We start from the raw sequence: 19,581 nt of genomic DNA on the forward strand, positions 1-19,581 counted from the left end.
TGACCCTGTCCTGGCCTCAGGCCAGGGCCTTGTCCAGGGCGCGCTCGATCTCACCCTTGATGGTGCCGCTCATCATCGACAGCATCATGCCCAGCTTCAGCTCCACCCGGATGCTGTCATCAAAGATGTGCACGCTGCCATTGGCACCGCTGCGCGCCACGTCGACCCGGTCACCGTTCCAGGTGGCCTTGAGGTCGTACTCACGGCTGAGCTTGTCAACCAGCGCTTCGGCCTTGGCACGAGCCGCATCGCGGCCGAGGGAATGTTTGCGTTCAACGCTGATCTGGGTCATGCGGGTGTTCCTGGGTCTGTAGACATAATCTGCATTATGCCCGCCCCTGCCCCCAGGCACACCCCGCCAAGACAAATCCGCCCGTTCGCCCTAGAATGGCGGTAATTTTTTCCGGTGAAGCGATATGAACGACCAGCGCAAAGGCGACCACGCCGAACCCACCACCCATTTCGGCTACCAGGACGTCCCTGAAAGCCAGAAGGCAAAAAAAGTCGCCGAAGTGTTCCATTCGGTGGCCGCCAAGTACGACCTGATGAACGACGTGCTCTCCGGCGGCATGCACCGCCTGTGGAAGCGGTTCACCATCGAGCTGTCGGGCGTGCGCGCCGGCAACCGTGTACTGGACATCGCCGGTGGCACCGGCGACCTGGCCGCCAAGTTCTCGCGCCTTGTGGGCCCGACCGGCCAAGTGGTGCTCGCCGACATCAACGATTCGATGCTCAAGGTCGGCCGTGACCGCCTGCTCGACCGTGGCGTGGCCGGCAACATCGAGTTCGTCCAGGCCGACGCCGAGAAGCTGCCGTTCCCGGACAATCACTTCGACTGCGTGACCATCGCCTTCGGCCTGCGCAACGTCACCCACAAGGACGAAGCCATCCGCTCGATGCTGCGCGTACTCAAGCCAGGTGGCCGGCTGTTGATCCTGGAATTCTCCAAGCCGACCAACAAGCTGATGTCCAAGGCCTACGACGCTTATTCGTTCGCCTTCATGCCGCTGGCCGGCAAGCTGATCACCAATGACGCCGAAAGCTACCGTTACCTCGCCGAGTCGATTCGCATGCACCCTGACCAGGAAACCCTGAAGAGCATGATGGTCGAGGCCGGCTTCGACCGCGTCACCTACCACAACATGACCAGTGGTATCGTCGCCGTGCACCGGGGAATCAAACCCTGATGCTGCTGGCCGGGCTGCTCGCCAGTGTCGAACATGGCCTGAACCGTGTCCTGCGCATGGACAGCACGGCCCTGCCGCGGCTGGCCGCGCTGGAAGGCAAGGTCATCGAGATCGACTGCCGCCAACCGGCCCTGCAGGTGTTCATCCTGCCCGATGAAGACGGCTTGATGCTCGCCGCCCACTGGGAGGGCGAAGTCGACTGCAGCCTGCGCGCCCCGGCTGGCAGCCTGGTGCAACTGGCCGTGGCCCGGGACAAGACCGCCGTGCTGCACAGCCCGCAGGTCGAGCTGCATGGCGACAGTGCCGTGCTGCTCGACCTGTTCGGCGTGCTGCAAGACCTGGAGCTGGACTGGGAGCATGAGCTGCAACGCTGGCTCGGCCCGGTTGCCACCGCCATGCTCGCTGGCCACATCCGCCTGCGCGCACGCTGGACCCGTCAGGGCCTGGCACGTTTCAGCCAGAACCTGTCCGAGTACCTGGCCGAGGAGTCACGCACCCTGGTGGGCCAGCGCGAAGCCGAAGCCGCTTTCAGCGAGCTCGACACCCTCAAGCTCGATATCGAACGCCTCGAGGCGCGCCTGCTGCGCCTCTCCCGATCCCTTGATACCAGCGATAACGCATGAAGCTGCTCGCCGTCCGCCGTCTTTTTCGCATCCAGCGTGTGGTGATCCGCTACCGTCTCGATGACCTGTTGTTCGAACAGCCCTTGCTGCCCTGGTGGCTGGCCAGCCTGCGCCTGCTGATGCCTTGGCGTTGGCTGCCACGCAAGCCCTCCGAGCTCAGCCGCGGTGCACGCCTGCGTCTGGCGCTGCAGGACCTGGGGCCGATCTTCATCAAATTCGGCCAGTTGCTGTCCACCCGCCGCGACCTGTTGCCCAACGACATCGCCGATGAGTTGATGCTGCTGCAGGACCGGGTACCGCCGTTCGACCCCAAGCAGGCTGTGGCGCTGATCGAGGCACAACTGGGTGCCCCGGTGACGCAAGTGTTCAGCCGCTTCGACGTCGAGCCGCTGGCATCGGCCTCGGTGGCTCAGGTACACGCTGCGCGCCTCAAAACTGGCGAAGAGGTGGTGGTCAAGGTGGTTCGCCCTGGCCTGAAGCCGGTCATCGCCCAGGACCTGGCCTGGCTGTTCCTCATCGCCAAGGCCGCCGAACGTGCCTCGGCCGATGCCCGCCGTCTTCACCCGGTGGAAGTCGTCGGCGACTACGAAAAGACCATCTACGACGAGCTCGACCTGCTGCGCGAGGCGGCCAACGCCAGCCAGCTGCGGCGCAACTTCGAAGGCTCCGAGCTGATGTACGTGCCCCAGGTGTACTGGGACCTGTGCCGACCCAAGGTGCTGGTGATGGAGCGCATCTACGGCGTGCCGGTGACCGATATGGCCACCCTGGCCGACCAGCGCACCGACATGAAGATGCTGGCCGAGCGCGGTGTCGAGGTGTTCTTCACCCAGGTGTTCCGCGACAGTTTCTTCCACGCCGACATGCACCCGGGCAACATCTTCGTCAGCACGGTCAAACCGTGGAGCCCGCAGTACATCGCCATCGACTGCGGCATCGTCGGCAGCCTCACCGCCGAAGACCAGGACTACCTGGCACGCAACCTGATCGCCTTCTTCAAGCGCGACTACCGCCGCGTCGCCCAGTTGCATATCGACTCGGGCTGGGTGCCAGCGCACACCAAGGTCAATGAATTCGAAGCGGCGATCCGCACCGTGTGCGAGCCAATCTTCGAAAAACCGTTAAAGGATATTTCTTTCGGCCAGGTATTGATGCGCCTGTTCCAGACCGCACGGCGCTTCAACATGGAAGTCCAGCCGCAGCTGGTGCTGCTGCAGAAGACCCTGCTCAACATCGAAGGCCTGGGCCGCCAGCTGTACCCGGACCTGGACCTGTGGAGCACCGCCAAGCCATTCCTCGAACGCTGGATGCGCGACCGCATGAGCCCCAAGGCGGTCATCGGTAACCTGTATACCCAGGCTGAACAGTTACCGCACCTGGCCGGCATGACTCGCGACCTGCTCGAGCGCCTGTCGCAGCCGCACCTGGAAGACCCGCAACTGCCGGAGCGCCGTCGTCAGGGCGACCGCTGGGCATTGCGCCTGCTCGGTGCCGGCCTGCTCGGCGGCGGTGCGGTACTGGCCGCCGGTGCCGCCGAGGCCGCCAGCCTCGCTGCGCCTGCCGCTTGGCCGGCGTGGCTGATGCTGGCCGCAGGCCTTTACCTGATCGTGCGCCAATAGCCAGCCGCGCTGCTGGCTGGCACACTAGCGCAAAGGGCCCGGCACAGGAGCGGGCCCGCTTTGGAGTCGACGATGAAAGACTGGCTGGACGAGATCAAGTGGAACAGCGATGGCCTGGTACCGGCGATCGCCCAGGACCACAAGACCGGACGCGTGCTGATGATGGCCTGGATGAACCGCGAATCACTGGCGCTGACCGCCGCCGAGCAACGCGCCATCTACTGGTCGCGTTCTCGTGGCAAGCTGTGGCGCAAGGGCGAAGAGTCCGGCCATGTGCAGAAGCTGCATGAAATGCGCCTGGACTGCGATGCCGACGTGATCATCCTGATGGTCGAGCAGCTGGGTCATATCGCCTGCCATACCGGCCGTGAAAGCTGCTTCTACCGCGTCTTTGAAGACGGCCAGTGGAAAACCGTCGACCCGGTTCTGAAAGACCCGGATGCCATCTACAGCGCAGGACACTGACATGAGCGACACCCTCAATCGCCTGGCCGAAGTGCTCGAAGAGCGCAAACAAGCGGCCCCCGACAGCTCCTATGTGGCCAGCCTGTACCACAAGGGCCTGAACAAGATCCTCGAAAAGCTCGGCGAAGAGTCCGTCGAGACCATCATTGCGGCCAAAGACGCCGCCGTGAGCAAGGATTACAGTGATGTCATCTATGAAACCGCAGACTTGTGGTTCCATAGCCTGGTCATGCTCAGCGCGCTGGGCCAGCATCCTCAAGCCGTGCTTGATGAACTGGAACGCCGCTTCGGGCTTTCCGGGCACGATGAAAAGGCCGCGCGTTAGCCTTCGGCCTGACTGTAGGAGCGGCCTTGCGTCGCGAAAGGGCTGCAAAGCAGCCCCTATGCCTAACATGGAATTCTCAGGAGTACGAATATGGGTATTTTTGACTGGAAACACTGGATCGTCCTGCTGGTCGTCGTGGTCCTGGTATTCGGCACCAAGAAGCTGAAGAACTTCGGCAGCGACCTGGGCGAATCGATCAAGGGCTTCCGCAAGGCCATGAACGAAGAAGAAAACAAGCCGGCCGAGCAGGCCCCACCGCCCGCCCAGCCTGTGCCGCCAGTGCAGAACACTGCGCAGCCGCAGCAGGGCCACACCATCGAGGGCCAGGCGCAGCCGGTCCAAGAGCCACAGCGGAAAGACTGACCCATGTTCGGCATCAGCTTCAGCGAGCTGCTGCTCGTCGGCCTGGTCGCCCTGCTGGTGCTCGGCCCCGAGCGCCTGCCTGGCGCCGCGCGTACTGCGGGGCTGTGGATCGGCCGGCTGAAACGCAGCTTCAATGCGATAAAGATGGAGGTCGAGCGCGAAATCGGCGCCGACGATATCCGTCGCCAACTGCATAACGAGCACATCCTGCGGATGGAAGAGGAAGCCAAGCGCATCCTCAACCCGCTGACGCCACCGGCGCAGCCGCCGGTCACCACGGCCACCGTGCAGCCTCCTGCCGGGCTTGAGGCCAGGCCGATGGAACCACCTGCCGCCCCGGTCCCCCCTTCTGAACCGCCTCAACCGCCGCGAGCCCCATGAGCGAAAATCCGGAACATGATCAGCCGATGCCGCTGGTCTCGCACCTGACCGAACTGCGTACCCGCCTGCTGCGCTGCGTGGCGGTCATCTTCCTGATCTTTGCCGGGCTGTTCTCCTTCGCCCAGCAGATCTACACGCTGGTGTCGGCCCCGCTGCGCGAGCACTTGCCGGCCAACGCGACGATGATCGCCACCGACGTGGCCTCGCCGTTCCTGACGCCGTTCAAACTGACCATGATCGTCTCGCTGTTCCTGGCGATCCCGTTCATTCTCCAGCAGATCTGGGGCTTCATTGCGCCAGGCCTGTACCGCCATGAAAAGCGCATCGCCATTCCGCTGCTGGTATCGAGCATCCTGCTGTTCTACGCCGGCATGGCCTTCGCCTATTTCCTGGTGTTCCCGCTGATGTTCAAGTTCTTCGCCGCCGCCACCCCGGCAGGCGTGGCGATGATGACTGACATCGCCAACTACCTCGACTTCGTCATGACCCTGTTCTTCGCCTTCGGTGTTGCCTTTGAGATCCCGGTGGCCGTGGTGCTGTTGGTGTGGATCGGCGTGGTCGACGTGAAGTACCTGAAGAAGATCCGCCCGTACGTGATCATCGGCTGTTTCGTGGTCGGCATGATCCTGACCCCGCCAGACATCTTCTCGCAGACACTGCTCGCCGTGCCCATGTGGCTGCTGTTCGAGATCGGCGTACTGTGCGGCAGCCTGATCCGCAAGCGCGGCCATGCCGACGACGAAGCCACCAACGACCCTAACGACCAGCCGCCAGCGACCCAGCCGTGAACCTGTTACTTCTTGAAGAGGCCGACTTCGTCGCGGCCGACCGTGTCGTCCTCGCTGATCGGCGTTTTACCCACATGCAGGACATTCACCGTGTCGCCGTGGGTGACACGCTGCGCGTCGGCCGTATCAACGGCCTGATGGGCAAGGCCACGGTGCTGCGCCTGGAGCAGCACGAAGCCGAGCTGGAAGTCGCCTTCGACCAGCAGCCACCGGCCAAGCTGCCGCTGACCCTGGTCCTGGCCGTGCCGCGGCCGAAGATGCTACGCCGGCTGTTCCAGACCGTGGCGACCCTGGGTGTGCCTCGGCTGATCCTGGTCAACAGCTACAAGGTCGAGAAAAGCTTCTGGCAAACGCCCTTCCTCAACCCCGAAACCATCCGCGAGAACCTGATTCTCGGCCTGGAGCAGGCCCGGGACACGGTACTGCCCGAGGTGATCATCGAGAAACGCTTCAAACCGTTCGTCGAGGACCGCCTGCCTGCCATCGCCAATGGCACCCTCGGCCTGGTCGGCCACCCCGGCCCCTACCCGGCCTGCCCGCGGGCCGTCGAAGGGCCCGTTACCCTGGCGATCGGCCCCGAAGGTGGCTGGATTCCCTACGAAGTGGACCTGCTCGGCAAGGCTGGCCTGGCCCCCGTGCAGCTGGGTGATCGCATTCTGCGTGTGGAAACCGCTGTAACGGCCTTGCTCTCAAGGATTTTCTGACGAGCGAGTCAGTTTTCCCCTATCAAGTTTCCCCGGCGCAAGCCGATGGCGTGGCAACACTACAATAATCCGTGCTGCCACGTTGCCGGGGAGTCGAACATGTACCAATGGTTTTCCAAATCGCTGGGGAATGTGAGCGTCAATCGCAAATTGGGGCTGGGCTTCGGCCTGGTGTTGATGCTCACCCTGGTCATCACGTTTACCGGTTGGCAGGGGTTGAACAGCGTGACCGAACGCGGTGACAAGCTGGGCAACATTTCGGTGATCCACCAGTACACCCAGGAGCTGCGCATCGCCCGCCAGCACTACCAGCGTGACCGCAACGATGCGGCGATCGGCGAGCTGGAAAAGGCCCTGGGCAACCTCGAGCGGCAGATCAGCTTGATGCTGGGGCAGATCGAACAGCCGTCCGACCGCCAGCGCCTGCAACAGCAACAGGCCGCCGTCAGCCAGTACCGGCAGGCCTTCAACGACATCAAACAGGCCGGCCAGCGCCGTGAGGCTGCGCGCGATGTACTCGGTAGCACCGCCGACAAGGCCGTCGAGCTGATCAATCGGGTGCAGCAACGCCTGCTGCAGAGCGGCGACATCAGCCAATACCAGCATGCCGTGGACGTCAGTGCGCTGGTCCAGCAGGCGCGCTACCAAGTACGTGGCTATACCTACAGCGGCATCGCTGACTACCAGCAAACCGCGCTGAATGCCGTCGACCAGGCCCTGGCCGAGCTCAAGGCACTGCCCGCCAGGCTGCCAGCTGAATATGCCGCCGGCCTCGACGATTCGGCTACCGCGCTTGCAGGTTACCGCGATGCAGTGGCCCAGTTCGCCAATGCCCAGAGTGCCAGCGAACAGGCGCTGCAACGCATGGCCGACCAAGGCACGGTGCTGCTGCAGACCAGTGAGGCGATGACCCTTTCGCAAACTGAAGTACGCGATGCTGGCACTGCCCAGGCCAAAGCCATGCTCGGTGGTGCCACCGCCCTGGCCTTGGTACTGGGCCTGCTCGCGGCCTGGGTCATTACCCGGCAGATCATCATCCCCCTGCGCCAGACCTTGGCGGCCGCCGAGCGCGTGGCCAACGGTGACCTGCGCCAGGATCTGCATTCGACCCGCCGCGACGAACTCGGCCAGCTGCAGGCAAGCATGCAACGCATGACCCAAGGCCTGCGCGAGCTGATTGGTGGCATCGGCGATGGGGTAACCCAGATCGCCAGCGCCGCCGAAGAGCTGTCGTCGGTCACCGAACAGACCAGCGCCGGGGTCAACAATCAGAAGGTCGAGACCGATCAGGTGGCGACCGCCATGAACGAGATGGCCGCCACCGTGCATGAAGTCGCGCGCAATGCCGAGCAGGCCTCGGAAGCGGCAGCAATGGCCGACCAGCAGGCCCGCGAAGGCGATCGCGTGGTCAGCGAAGCGGTTGCGCAGATCGAGCGCCTGGCCAGCGAGGTGGTCAATTCCAGCGAAGCGATGAACCAGCTCAAAAGCGAGAGCGACAAGATCGGCAGCGTACTCGACGTGATCAAGTCGGTGGCGCAGCAGACCAACCTGCTGGCGCTCAATGCCGCTATCGAAGCGGCGCGCGCGGGCGAGGCCGGGCGTGGCTTTGCGGTGGTCGCCGACGAGGTACGCAGCCTGGCTCAGCGTACCCAGCAATCCACAGAAGAGATCGAAGAGCTGATCGCCGGCCTGCAAAGCGGCACCCAGCGCGTGGCCAGCGTGATGGACGCCAGCCGTCAGCTGACCGACAGCAGTGTCGAATTGACCCGCCGCGCCGGCAGCTCGCTAGAAACCATCACCCACACGGTGTCGTCGATCCAGGCCATGAACCAGCAAATCGCCACGGCCGCCGAGCAGCAAAGCGCCACGGCGGAGGAGATCAACCGCAGCGTGATGAATGTGCGCGATATCTCCGACCAGACGTCGGCGGCGAGCGAGGAGACCGCCAGCTCCAGCGTCGAACTGGCGCGCCTGGGTACCCACCTGCAAGGGCTGGTTGGGCGGTTCAGACTCTGACGCTTCACTGCTTGCGCTGAATTTTCCTACAGAACTTTCAGGTCAAGTCCTACAAGCCCTCCGCCGATTGGCAGGGATGGGATGCCAGCACTACGCCAGCATCCCATCCCCACCCATTGGACGGAGACCTACCATGTTCGGCTACTTCAACCACAAGCTCGGCAACATCAGTGTCGGCGCCAAGCTCGCCCTCGGCTTCGCCGTGGTCCTCGCGCTCACCCTGGCCACCACAATCAGCGGCTGGCGCGCCCTGGACGGCGCCATCAGCCGCTCGGAACAACTCAGTGAAATCGGCCGGATCAATGATCTGGTCAAAGACCTGCGCGCCGAGCGCATCACCTATCGGGTGCTGGCGGACGACGCCAGCAAGGCGCAGATCGCCGGTATTCTGCAGCAACTGGATGCCCTGCTGACCACCCTGCAGCAGCGCAGCAGCGTCGATGAATCTCGCCAGATGCTGAGCCAGAAGCTACAGCTGCTGCAGCGCTTGCGCGAAAGCTTCACCGCCCTGCAGCGCAGTGTCGACACACGTCGCGCACTTCGCGCAGGCATGCAGGCCCAAGAGCAGAAGCTGAATGAGGTCATCGACGCGCTGCAGACCCAGGCCCTGCTGAAGATGCCCGCTGACAGCCAAAGTGGCGTGCTGGGCCTTATGGAAACCCTGAGTCGCCAAGTCGACACCGCCAACCAGCAGAGCCTGGTACCGGCCTATACCTTCTCGCCGCTCACGGACTTCGCCAAGGTTGGCGATACCGCCTTGAACGCTGCCGACACCAGCCTCGGCCAGTTGCTCAGGGGCCTCGCTTCACTGGGCCTGCCCCGCGCCCTGACGGAACAACCCGGTATCGAACTGGCCAAGTACCGTACCAGCCTTGACCAGTACCGCCGCATGGCGCTGCAGGTCGAACAACTGCAGAACGAGATGGAAAAGATGGGCAACGAACTCAGGTCCGTCAGCCTGGAGCTGAGTGAGCGGAAGGTGGAACAACGCGATGCCGAGGCTGTGGCCGCCCGTTCATTGCTCACCAGCGTGGCACTGCTGGCGCTGATCGTGGGTGTCGTCGCCGGCTGGCTGATTACCCAGCAGATCACTCAACCCCTGCGCCAGACCTTGGGCTTGGCCGCGCGTATTGCCAACGGCGACTTGAGCCAGCTCGAACCTGTAAAGCGCCGTGACGAGATGGGGCAGTTGCAGACCAGCATGGGTGAAATGACCGTGAGCCTGCGTGAACTGATCGGCGGCATTGACCAGGGTGTCGGTCAGCTGTCCCAGGCTGCGTCGCAGCTGGCCGCCAGCAGTGAGGACACCAAGCTGCGTATCAACCAGCAACGTGAAGAGACCGACCAGGTCGCCACCGCCATGAACCAGATGAGCGCTACCGTGCAGGAGGTGGCGCAAAATGCCGAGCAAGCTTCATTGGCGGCCACCAACGCCGACCAGCAGGCGCAACTGGGTGATCAGGTGGTGGCCGAAGCCATCGGTCGCATCGAGCAGCTGGCCGGGCAGATGGACGACTGCCTGGGCGCCATGCAGCACCTGGCCGGCGAAAGCCAGCGCATCGGCAGCATTCTCGATGTGATCAAGTCGGTGTCGGAGCAGACCAACCTGTTGGCGCTGAACGCAGCGATCGAAGCCGCCCGGGCGGGTGAAGCGGGCCGTGGTTTTGCCGTGGTTGCCGATGAGGTACGCGGGCTGGCACAGCGCACCCAGCAATCCACCGAGGAAATCGAGCAATTGATCGACAGCCTGCACAGCGGTACCGACGAGGTCACCCGCTTGCTCGACGACAGCAAGCGGCTGACCGAGCAAAGCGTGGAACTGAGCCGCAGGGCCGGCCATGCCTTGGGGCAGATAACCGATACGGTGTCGAGCATTCAGGGGATGAACCAGCAGATTGCCACGGCCAGCGAGGAACAGAGCGTGGTGGCCGAGCAGATCAACCGTAGTGTGATCAATGTACGGGATGTGTCGGAGCAGACCGGCGCGGCCAGTGAGCAGACGGCGGCTTCGAGTGGGGAGCTGGAGCAGCTGGGGCGGCAGTTGCGGGGGATGGTGGGGCGGTTCAACCTCTGAAACCCAGTCGCCTGCTTCGCGGGCTTGCCCGCTCCCACAGGATTCTGCAGTGCCTCAATTGCAATGCAGCACCTGTGGGAGCGGGCAAGCCCGCGAAAGGGTCGGTGCGGTTACAGCACCTGGCGCAGGAAAGCCTGTGCCCGAGGGTCTTTAGGCGCAGCAAAGAACTCGGCCGGGGCCGAATCTTCCAGTAGCTTGCCGTGATCGAAGAACAACACACGGTCCGCCACTTCCCGGGCAAAGCCCATTTCGTGAGTCACGCAGACCATGGTCATGCCTTCCTGGGCCAGGGTTTTCATCACGTCCAGCACCTCGCCGACCATTTCCGGGTCGAGCGCCGAGGTCGGCTCATCGAACAGCATCACCTTCGGGTCCATCGCCAAGGCCCGGGCAATCGCTACCCGCTGCTGCTGCCCGCCAGACAGGCGCGAGGGGAATTCATTGGCCTTCTGCGCGATACCGACCTTCTCCAGCAACGCCCGCGCCTTGGCTTCACGCTCAGCCTTGTTGCGCTTGCGCACCACCTTCTGCGCCAGGCACAGGTTTTCCAGCACGGTCATGTGCGGGAACAGGTTGAAGTGCTGGAACACCATGCCGACTTCGCGGCGGTAGGCGTTGATGTCGGTCTTCGGGTCGGCCAGTTGCAGACCATCGATGGCCACATGGCCCTGGTCGAAATGCTCCAGGCCATTGAGGCAGCGCAGGAAGGTCGACTTGCCCGAACCCGACGGGCCGAGCACCACCACCACTTCGCCCTTGGCGACCTGGGTGGTGACGTTATCCACAGCCCGCACCACATGGCCACGGGTGTCGAAGACTTTCAGCAGGTCACGGACTTCAATCACTTTGCGCAAGCCTCCGCTCGAGCCGGCTGGCGATGTGCGACAGCGGCAGGTTGATCAGCAGGTACAGGCCTGCCACGCAGAACCAGATCTCGAAGGTCGAGAACGACGTAGTGATAGCCTCGCGACCGCTCTTGGTCAGCTCGGTGATGGCGATCACCGACACCAGCGAGGTGTCCTTGACCAGGCTGATGAACTGCCCGGCCAGCGGTGGCAGCACGCGCTTGAACGCCTGCGGCAAGATCACGTGGCGCATCGACTGGCCGGCGTTCAGGCCTAGCGAGCGCGCAGCCTCGTTCTGGCCTTTGGCAATGGACTGAACGCCAGCGCGGACGATTTCTGCGACATAGGCGCCGGTGAACAGCGCCAGCGCGGCCACGCCGGCGAACTCTCGGGACAGGTTGAGCACGGTGCCGATGAAGAAGTAGAAGATGAAAATCTGCACCAACAACGGCGTACCGCGCACCAGTTCGACGTAAACAGTCGACAGGTCGCGCAGGGTCGGGTTGTTCGACAACCGGCACAGGCCGGCAAACAGGCCGATCACCAGGCCCAGCGCGCCGGACACCACCGAGATCCACAAGGTGGTCCACAGGCCCCAGGCCAGCGGGCCAGCCGCCCAGTGCCGGGTCACGCCGATCTGGTCGCCCTCGGCGACATCGTCACCGCGGCTCAGTTGCAGGCTGTCCTTGGCCACGTCGAGCACTTGCGCTTCGCCGTCTTCGTCCTTGAGCGTGACACGCGCGGTGCCACCGGAAACGACGATCTCCTGCACGCTGCCATTACCGGCGGCACGCTGTACTTCTTCGGCCTGGTAGGCGAAGTACTGCGGTACGCGGTTCCAGCGCCACTCGTAGGAAATCATCGAGGTGGCCATGTACAGGCTGAACGCCAGGCCCACCAGGACCAGGGCGGTCAAGCCATGCCAGGGCCACTGGGCTTTCTTGTGTTTGATCACGTGGGGTACTTCCGTAAATGCGAACGCGCAGGGTTTGCCTGCGCGTCGGGGTCATAAAGCCGGGCTTGTGGCCTGGGCCTTATTCCATCTCCTTCAGCCAGTCCTTGTTCTTGAACCACTTGTCGTGAATACGATCGTAGGTCCCGTCATGCTTGATCTGGTGCAGGAAGTTGTTGATGAAGTTGATGCTGTCGTAGTCGCCTTTCTTCAGGCCGAAGGCCAGCGGCTCGTAGGTGAAGGGCTCTTCGAGGAACAGCAGCTTGCCGGCACCGGCCTTCTCGACTGCCACCACGTTGTACGGCGCGTCGTAGACGAAGGCGTCAGCCTTGCCGTTGACCACGTCCATCACCGCTTCCTGCTCGTTGTCGTAGCCGTGGTACTTGGCTTTGCCGATCAGCTTCTTGGAAACCATCTCGCCGGTGGTGCCGAGCTTGGAGGTGAGGCGGTACTTCTCGTTGTTCAGGTCCTTGTACGACTTGATCTCGCCAGCCAGTTCCTTGCGGATCAGCAGGGTCTGGCCAACCACGATGAAGGGTTCGCTGAAGTTCAGGCGCAGGTTGCGTTCCTGGGTCAGGGTCATGCCGCTGCCGATGATGTCGAACTTGTCGGTCAGCAGGGCCGGGATGATGCCGTCATAGGCGGTGGAAACAGCCTCGAACTTGACGCCCATGGACTTGGCCATGGCTTTGAGGATATCGACTTCGAAGCCGATGATCTCGCCGCGCTTGTTGGTCATCTGGAACGGCATGTAGGTTGGGTCCATGCCCACCCGCAGGGTGCCGCGCTTGACCGCCTCATCGATGGCGCCGGCCTGGGCCGCAGTTACGGCGACCAGGGCGGTGACACCGACCAGCAGTCGCGAAAGGTATTTCTTGATCATCACCAAGTCCCCTAGCAAGTAAAGAAGCGAATCTTATTGTCTTGGCACGGCCGTACCGGCCAATGCGCATTATCGGAGAGGGATGCTAACGCATGGCGGCGCTCGGACCTAGAGCCGGGGGGGACTTTGTTGGCCAAAATCGGCCTGGGCCCTTAAGAGCTTCGCGGGCACGCCCGCTCCCACAAGGGACTGCACAGCCTTTGAGGCATGCGCTGTACCTGTGGGAGCGGGCGTGCCCGCGAATAGGCCCTATCAGGCGCCGACGAGTGCCGGTTGGCCTTCATTCTCCGGATGCAACGGCAGCAGCGGCGAATGCGGGTCGTTCTTGATGGAAGCACGCCACACATCGATCCAGGCCGCATTGTGCTGCGCCCAGACCTGCTCGTGCAGGCGGCTCAAGGCCACCGGGTCGCTGAGCAAGGCCAGGCGAGTGTTGAGGTCCAGCCCTTTTGGCCCGGCTTCGAGCGCTTTGGCCACGCGCTCTGCTCGCATCGCTTCGATCGGTGCAGCCTGACCGTGACGGGCCGTGGCCATGGCGCAGGCCAGGGCATTCTGCCGCGGGTCGACCACCGCACGCACGAAGCCGTCATGCAGGGCATGCCAACGGTTTTCGTGGGTGTACTGGTCGGTCGCCAGCAGCTCTTGCGGCGTCGCGTATTCCTCGGGGATGAGGAACAGCTTCTCGTCCTTGGCCGCCAGGCCCAGCCGCGTGCGGCTGGAGATGACCGAGACCGGGATCGACAGCACCAGCGAGCCGACGATCGGCGCCAGCCACCACAGGAAGGCCGGGTTCAGCCAGGCAACCAGCCCGGCCCAGGCAAAGCCCAGCAGAGTCTGTGGACCATGGCGGCGCAGCGCTTCACTCCAAGGGGTCGAGTCGTCGTCACGCTGCGGCGAGTTCCAGGTCGCCGCCCAGCCGAGGAACGCGGCCAGCACAAAGCGAGTGTGGAAGATCATCCGCACCGGCGCCAGCAGCATGGAGAACAGCATCTCCATCAGCATCGACAGGGTGACCTTGATGCGCCCGCCGAATTCGACGGCGCCTTTGGCCCAGATCAGGATGACGCTGAGCAGCTTGGGCAGGAACAGCAGCACGATGGTGGTGGAGAACAGCGCCACCGCCTTTTCCGGGTGCCATTGCGGCCACAGCGGATAGAGCTGATACGGCTCGATGAAGTACTGCGGCTCCATCAGGGTGTTGGTTGCAAGCAATGCGGTCGACAGCACCAGGAACAGGAACCACAACGGTGCCGACAGGTAAGACATCACGCCGGTGAGGAACACCGCACGGTGCACCGGGTGCATGCCCTTGACCAGGAACAGGCGGAAGTTCATCAGGTTGCCGTGGCACCAGCGGCGGTCACGCTTGAGCTCGTCGAGCAGGTTCGGCGGCAGTTCTTCGTAGCTGCCCGGCAGGTCATAGGCAATCCACACGCCCCAGCCGGCACGGCGCATCAGCGCGGCTTCGACGAAGTCGTGGGAGAGAATGGCCCCGGCGAACGCACCTTTGCCCGGCAACGGCGCCAGGGCGCAGTGCTCAATGAACGGCTTCATGCGGATGATCGCGTTATGGCCCCAATAGTGCGACTCGCCCAACTGCCAGAAGTGCAGGCCGGCGGTGAACAGCGGGCCGTACACGCGGGTGGCGAACTGCTGCATGCGCGCATACAGGGTGTCCATGCCCGAGGCTTTCGGCCCGGTCTGGATGATGCCAGCGTCCGGGTTGGCCTCCATCAGGCGCACCAGGCTGCTCAGGCACTCGCCGCTCATGACGCTGTCGGCGTCGAGCACGACCATGTACTTGTACTCGCCACCCCAGCGACGGCAGAAGTCGTCGAGGTTGCCGCTCTTGCGCTTCACGCGGCGGCGGCGACGGCGGTAGAAGATGCGGCCGAAGCCCTTGGTCTCGCGGCACACGTCCAGCCAGGCCTGTTGCTCGGCCACGGCGATGTCGGTGTCGTTGGTGTCGCTGAGCACGAAGAAGTCGAAGCGGTCAAGGTTGCCGCTGGCTGCCACCGACTCGAAGGTCGCCCGCAGGCCGGCGAACACGCGCGGCACGTCTTCGTTGCAGATCGGCATCACCAGCGCGGTGCGCGCCTCGGGTGCAATCGGCTCATTGCCGGCACTGCTACCCGAAATCTTGTACTTGTCACGCCCGGTGAGCAGCTCGAGGAAGCCCATCAGTGCGGTCCAGAAACCTGCCGAGACCCAGCAGAAGAGGATACCGAACAGCACCAGGATGGACGTCTGCAAAGCATACGGCCAGACCTGCACCACGGTGTCCCACAGCGGCTGGTGGACGACTTCGTCGAGGTCGACGAACGACCACCCCTGGTACGGCAGGATGCCCTTCATGTACCAGCCGGCGACGATGGTCTGGCCGATCATGAGGGTAAGCAGGATGTAACGGCGAATCGAACCCACCGTGCGCCAGCGCGCCGCAGGCAGCTCACGCTTGGGTGGCTGCGGGGCGTTGGGGCGACCGGTCATGCGGCGCCACAGACGGATCAGCACGTTGGTGCGCCACGGCTCGGGCACGACCTTGGTGCGCTTGATCGGCGGTGCGATTTTCAGGCACAGACGGCCGCTGCCGTCGACGCCGAGCATCTCGGCGTCTTCGAGCTCGGCGGCGCTGCCCACGGTCAGGCGCGGGCCGACCGAGGCCTGCACGGCCTCGGTGGCGTTGGCGGCCGGGTTGGCCGCCAGACGTTGGTGCAGCTCACTGAACGACGTGCAGCTGGCGAGTTCCGCGCGCTGCTCATCGCTCAGTGGGAGGTGGGCCAGGTACTCGCCAAGCGATTCTGGCCTTGCGCTTGAGTTACTCATCGGCAGGCAACTGATAGCTCCAGGTCTCGGTCAGCACTTGTTCAGTGGTGGCCGGGGTCCCGTTGGTGGGCGCCGCATCGGCGGCAGGTTGTTCGGCCTTGGCTGGTTCCGCCTTGGCGGTCTTTTCATGCTTGGCGTGCTTGGCTGCAGCCTTTTCCTGCTTGGTTTCAGCAACAGGCTTGGCCGGCTCGACCGGGACATCACGCACCAGCGCTGCGCGCATTTCGGTGGACTTGTTGGCTTCCTTGACCTTCAGACGCAGGGTCAGGCGCCAGCCTTTGGTCTCCGGGTTATAGCGCAGATTGTTCTCGACCACCTCGGCGTTGTCGCCAACGCTGATCTGGCTGCGCACTGCCGTGTCTTCCGGCAGGGCGGCCAATGCCGGGCCGGCGAAGTCGACCAGGAAGGCGACGCTGCCGTCTGGCTGGCGGATCAGGTTGGACTGCTTGACGTCACCAGTGGAGCGCAGGGTCTGTTTGACCCAGCCCAGGTCAGGGGCCTGGAACTGCTGCTCGTCGATGGTCCAGTGCAGGCGGTAGGCGTACTCGAACGGCTTGCCTGGCTCAGGCAGCTTTTCGGGGCTCCAGAAAGCAACGATGTTGTCGTTGGTTTCATCGGCAGTCGGGATCTCGACCAGGTCGACGGTGCCTTTGCCCCAGTCGCCCTTCGGCTCGATCCAGGCGCTCGGGCGCTTCTGGTAGTTGTCGTCGAGGTCTTCGAAGTCGCTGAAGGCGCGCTGACGCTGCATCAGGCCGAAACCACGCGGGTTCTCGACACTGAAGTTGCTCACGGCCAGGTGTTTCGGGTTGTTCAGCGGGCGCCACAGCCACTCGCCGTTACCGGCGTGGATCGACAGGCCTTCGGAGTCATGCAGGGCCGGGCGGTAGTTCAGCACCTTGGACGGCTGGTTGGGGCCGAACAGGAACATGCTGGTCAGCGGGGCGATCCCCAGGCGGCTGACCTGGTCACGCAGGAACACGCGCGACTGCACGTCAACCACGGTATCGGTGCCTGGGCGCAGGATCAGCTTGTAAGCGCCGGTGGAGCGTGGCGAATCCAGCAGGGCGTAGATCACCAGGTGCTTGTCGGCCGGCTTGGGCTTCTCGACCCAGAACTCGGTGAAGCGCGGGAACTCTTCACCCGACGGCAGCGCAGTGTCGATGGCCAGGCCACGGGCCGACAGGCCGTATACATGGCCCTTGCCGACCACGCGGAAGTAGCTGGCCCCCAGCAGGGTCATGATCTCGTCCTGCTTGTCGGCCTTGTTGATCGGGTAGAGCACGCGGAAACCGGCGTAACCGAGGTTCTTGACGGTTTCCGGGTCGTGCGGCACGTCACCGAACTCGAAGCGGCTCGGGTCGTACTTGATTTCATCGACACTGTTGGCGGTGACTTCGTTGATTTTCACCGGGGTGTCGAAGTGCATGCCCTGATGGTAGAAGGACAGCTTGAACGGGGTTTTGTCCTTGGCCCACTCGGCCTTTTCCTGCAGGAAGTGGATCTTCTGGTAGTCCGCGAACTTCATGTCGCGGAAGGCAGCCGGCAGATTGCTCTTCGGTGCTTCGTATTTCTGGCCGGCGAGATCCTTTGCCTTGGCTGCAACATCGTCAAGATTGAATGCCCACAGCTGGCCCGCGCTCATCAGGCCGACCAGTGCCACACTGGCCATCAGGGCCTTGCGCAGCCCGGTGCCGGGGATTCTTGATGCTTTTTGGGGACTAACAATCACGAGCAACCCTCGCCGAAAACAGATCATGAAACCAACGGCCAGCGACAAATGCCGGGTTGGCGAGCACTGTTCGGACCCCATGAGGGCGTAATGATTCCCCAAACAGGTCCAGACAATGCTCGAGTCAGAGTGAAACGAACCTGCGAACGCAGGCTCACGCAGCGCGCGATTATCCAGCAGGATGCGTTACAACGCATCAGTGTGGACTAACTATTTATCGTACAAAACCCCTTGTTTTCCTATAAACAGAGGGTTTTTCGACCTCATATTTGTAACAAGAATGTCACGGGGCCATCATTGACCAAGTGCACCTGCATGTCTGCACCAAAGCGCCCGCTCGCCACATCGGCATGCTGGCCACGGGCCTTGTTCAAAAGATAGTCGAACAATTCGGCCCCGAGCGCCGGTGGCGCTGCCGTCGAAAAGCTCGGACGCATGCCGCTGCGGGTATCGGCAGCCAGGGTGAACTGGGAGACCAACAGCAAGCCGCCACCGACATCCTTGAGCGACAGGTTCATCTTGCCCTGATCGTCGCTGAACACACGATAGTTCAGCAGCTTGTGCAACAGCTTGTCGGCGTGTTCGCGCGTATCTTCAGGCTCGACGGCCACCAACACCAGCAATCCCTGGTCAATGGCACCGACTATCTCCCCGCCGACTTCCACGCGTGCGCCGCGCACGCGCTGCAGCAAGCCCTTCATGCTTCTTCCAATGGCAGGTCGAGCAGACGGCGAGCCATCTGGTCGGCCGCACGCACCAGCGCATCGGTGATACCCGGCTCAGAGGCGGCGTGACCGGCGTCGCGGATCACTTTCAATTCGCTGTTCGGCCAGGCCTGGTGCAGCGCCCAGGCGTTGTCCAGCGGGCAGATCACGTCGTAACGGCCATGAACGATCACCGCCGGCAGGTGCGCGATCTTCGGCATGTCGCGAATGAGCTGGTCTGGCTCCAGGAACGCATTGTTCATGAAGTAATGGCATTCGATGCGGGCGATCGACAGCGCGCGCTGGGGCTCGGAGAAGCGGTCGACCACCAGCGGGTTCGGGCGCAGCGTGGCGGTCCGGCCTTCCCAGGTGGACCAGGCCTTGGCCGCATGCATCTGGGCAATCTGGTCGTTGCCGGTCAGGCGCTTGTGGAAGGCCTTGACCAGGTCACCCCGCTCTTCCGGTGGGATCGGCGCGATGTAGTCCTGCCAGTAGTCCGGGAACATGCGGCTGGCACCTGCCTGGTAAAACCACTCGATTTCCTGCGGGCGGCACAGGAAGATGCCACGCAGGATCAGGCCGTGCACGCGCTCGGGGTGGGTCTGGGCGTAGGCCAGGGCCAGGGTCGAACCCCAGGAGCCGCCGAACAGCACCCATTTGTCGATTCCCAGGTGCTTGCGGATGCGCTCCAGGTCTTCGACCAGATGCCAGGTGGTGTTGTTTTCCAGGCTCGCATGCGGTGTGGAGCGGCCACAGCCGCGCTGGTCGAAGGTGATGATGCGGTACAGGTTGGGGTCGAAGTAGCAACGGCTCTGCGCATCGCAACCTGCGCCCGGGCCGCCGTGGATGAAAACCACTGGCAGACCTTCCGGCGAGCCGCTTTCATCGACATACAACACATGCGGCGCTTCCACGGCCAGATCATGCCGGGCGTAGGGTTTGATCTGCGGGTAGAGGGTCTGCATCGCGCACTCCGTGTGAGGTTTGGGTCGGCCGTGGGCCATCATAAACCTGAATTGCGCTTTCAGCACCGTCCTCTCTGACACGTCCGCTGCGCAGCGGCAGACATATCTACCTCCCACAGGCCAGGCAACCCG

At 63.4% G+C, this 19,581-nt stretch carries 19 protein-coding genes and 1 pseudogene; 12 read left to right on the forward strand and 8 right to left on the reverse strand.

Features of this window, described 5'->3' with window-relative positions:
• Positions 1 to 16: 16 nt before the first annotated feature.
• Positions 17 to 292 (reverse strand): polyhydroxyalkanoic acid system family protein, encoded by a 276-nt coding sequence (locus tag APH28_RS12590; RefSeq protein ID WP_060509752.1) that lies wholly within the window; start codon positions 290 to 292, stop codon positions 17 to 19.
• Between the two features lie 124 nt (positions 293 to 416).
• On the opposite strand from APH28_RS12590, the gene ubiE reads away from it, so the two are divergent.
• From ubiE to APH28_RS29485, 12 genes and pseudogenes are all read left to right on the forward strand, one after another.
• Positions 417 to 1,187 (forward strand): bifunctional demethylmenaquinone methyltransferase/2-methoxy-6-polyprenyl-1,4-benzoquinol methylase UbiE, encoded by a 771-nt coding sequence (gene ubiE, locus APH28_RS12595; protein ID WP_060509754.1) that lies wholly within the window; start codon positions 417 to 419, stop codon positions 1,185 to 1,187.
• Entirely contained in the window at positions 1,187 to 1,810 is a 624-nt protein-coding gene (locus tag APH28_RS12600; protein WP_060509756.1) for an SCP2 domain-containing protein, read from the forward strand. The genes ubiE and APH28_RS12600 overlap by 1 nt, the downstream gene beginning before the upstream one ends.
• On the forward strand, positions 1,807 to 3,429 hold the full coding sequence (gene ubiB / locus APH28_RS12605; protein ID WP_060509757.1) for a ubiquinone biosynthesis regulatory protein kinase UbiB: 1,623 nt from the start codon (positions 1,807 to 1,809) through the stop codon (positions 3,427 to 3,429). Before APH28_RS12600 ends, ubiB begins: the two co-directional genes overlap by 4 nt.
• A 72-nt stretch (positions 3,430 to 3,501) precedes the next feature.
• On the forward strand, positions 3,502 to 3,894 hold the full coding sequence (gene hisI / locus APH28_RS12610; RefSeq protein ID WP_027592414.1) for a phosphoribosyl-AMP cyclohydrolase: 393 nt from the start codon (positions 3,502 to 3,504) through the stop codon (positions 3,892 to 3,894).
• Position 3,895: 1 nt separating this feature from the next.
• The gene (locus APH28_RS12615; protein WP_060509759.1) at positions 3,896 to 4,219 is read left to right on the forward strand and encodes a phosphoribosyl-ATP diphosphatase; all 324 of its coding nucleotides are present in this window, start codon (positions 3,896 to 3,898) and stop codon (positions 4,217 to 4,219) included.
• Between the two features lie 90 nt (positions 4,220 to 4,309).
• Positions 4,310 to 4,582, forward strand: coding sequence for a twin-arginine translocase TatA/TatE family subunit (locus tag APH28_RS12620; protein WP_060509761.1), 273 nt, complete (start codon positions 4,310 to 4,312; stop codon positions 4,580 to 4,582).
• 3 nt (positions 4,583 to 4,585) lie between these two features.
• Entirely contained in the window at positions 4,586 to 4,963 is a 378-nt protein-coding gene (gene tatB, locus APH28_RS12625) for a Sec-independent protein translocase protein TatB (protein ID WP_060509763.1), read from the forward strand.
• Positions 4,960 to 5,751 (forward strand): twin-arginine translocase subunit TatC, encoded by a 792-nt coding sequence (tatC, locus tag APH28_RS12630; RefSeq protein WP_060509765.1) that lies wholly within the window; start codon positions 4,960 to 4,962, stop codon positions 5,749 to 5,751. The genes tatB and tatC overlap by 4 nt, the downstream gene beginning before the upstream one ends.
• Complete coding sequence (locus tag APH28_RS12635) at positions 5,748 to 6,455, forward strand: 16S rRNA (uracil(1498)-N(3))-methyltransferase (protein WP_060509767.1); 708 nt, start codon at positions 5,748 to 5,750, stop codon at positions 6,453 to 6,455. The genes tatC and APH28_RS12635 overlap by 4 nt, the downstream gene beginning before the upstream one ends.
• Positions 6,456 to 6,554: 99 nt before the next feature.
• Positions 6,555 to 8,471, forward strand: a complete 1,917-nt coding sequence (locus tag APH28_RS12640; protein WP_060509769.1) for a methyl-accepting chemotaxis protein — start codon at positions 6,555 to 6,557, stop codon at positions 8,469 to 8,471.
• Between the two features lie 133 nt (positions 8,472 to 8,604).
• Positions 8,605 to 9,642, forward strand: a pseudogene (locus APH28_RS29480) (methyl-accepting chemotaxis protein); the annotation flags it as partial.
• Between the two features lie 198 nt (positions 9,643 to 9,840).
• Positions 9,841 to 10,545, forward strand: a complete 705-nt coding sequence (locus APH28_RS29485; RefSeq protein ID WP_371263080.1) for a methyl-accepting chemotaxis protein — start codon at positions 9,841 to 9,843, stop codon at positions 10,543 to 10,545.
• A 110-nt stretch (positions 10,546 to 10,655) separates the two neighbouring features.
• Here APH28_RS29485 and APH28_RS12650 read toward each other — a convergent pair whose 3' ends face one another.
• The 7 genes from APH28_RS12650 to pip form a co-directional block, all read right to left on the reverse strand.
• The gene (locus tag APH28_RS12650; protein WP_060509794.1) at positions 10,656 to 11,390 is read right to left on the reverse strand and encodes an amino acid ABC transporter ATP-binding protein; all 735 of its coding nucleotides are present in this window, start codon (positions 11,388 to 11,390) and stop codon (positions 10,656 to 10,658) included.
• Positions 11,383 to 12,345: an amino acid ABC transporter permease gene (locus APH28_RS12655; RefSeq protein WP_060509773.1), complete on the reverse strand. Its 963-nt coding sequence runs from the start codon at positions 12,343 to 12,345 to the stop codon at positions 11,383 to 11,385. Before APH28_RS12655 ends, APH28_RS12650 begins: the two co-directional genes overlap by 8 nt.
• Before the next feature lie 79 nt (positions 12,346 to 12,424).
• Positions 12,425 to 13,222 carry a transporter substrate-binding domain-containing protein gene (locus APH28_RS12660; RefSeq protein WP_060509796.1) on the reverse strand — a complete coding sequence of 266 codons (798 nt, stop codon included), beginning with the start codon at positions 13,220 to 13,222 and terminating at the stop codon, positions 12,425 to 12,427.
• Between the two features lie 255 nt (positions 13,223 to 13,477).
• Positions 13,478 to 16,051: a glucans biosynthesis glucosyltransferase MdoH gene (gene mdoH / locus APH28_RS12665; protein ID WP_060509775.1), complete on the reverse strand. Its 2,574-nt coding sequence runs from the start codon at positions 16,049 to 16,051 to the stop codon at positions 13,478 to 13,480.
• Positions 16,044 to 17,780 carry a glucan biosynthesis protein G gene (locus tag APH28_RS12670; RefSeq protein ID WP_218186519.1) on the reverse strand — a complete coding sequence of 579 codons (1,737 nt, stop codon included), beginning with the start codon at positions 17,778 to 17,780 and terminating at the stop codon, positions 16,044 to 16,046. Before APH28_RS12670 ends, mdoH begins: the two co-directional genes overlap by 8 nt.
• A 263-nt stretch (positions 17,781 to 18,043) precedes the next feature.
• The gene (gene dtd, locus APH28_RS12675) at positions 18,044 to 18,481 is read right to left on the reverse strand and encodes a D-aminoacyl-tRNA deacylase (protein WP_060509779.1); all 438 of its coding nucleotides are present in this window, start codon (positions 18,479 to 18,481) and stop codon (positions 18,044 to 18,046) included.
• Positions 18,478 to 19,449: a prolyl aminopeptidase gene (gene pip / locus APH28_RS12680; RefSeq protein WP_060509781.1), complete on the reverse strand. Its 972-nt coding sequence runs from the start codon at positions 19,447 to 19,449 to the stop codon at positions 18,478 to 18,480. Before pip ends, dtd begins: the two co-directional genes overlap by 4 nt.
• Positions 19,450 to 19,581 lie beyond the last annotated feature (132 nt).

This window comes from Pseudomonas sp. NBRC 111124, from assembly GCF_001320245.1.
Taxonomy (GTDB): Bacteria; Pseudomonadota; Gammaproteobacteria; order Pseudomonadales; family Pseudomonadaceae; genus Aquipseudomonas.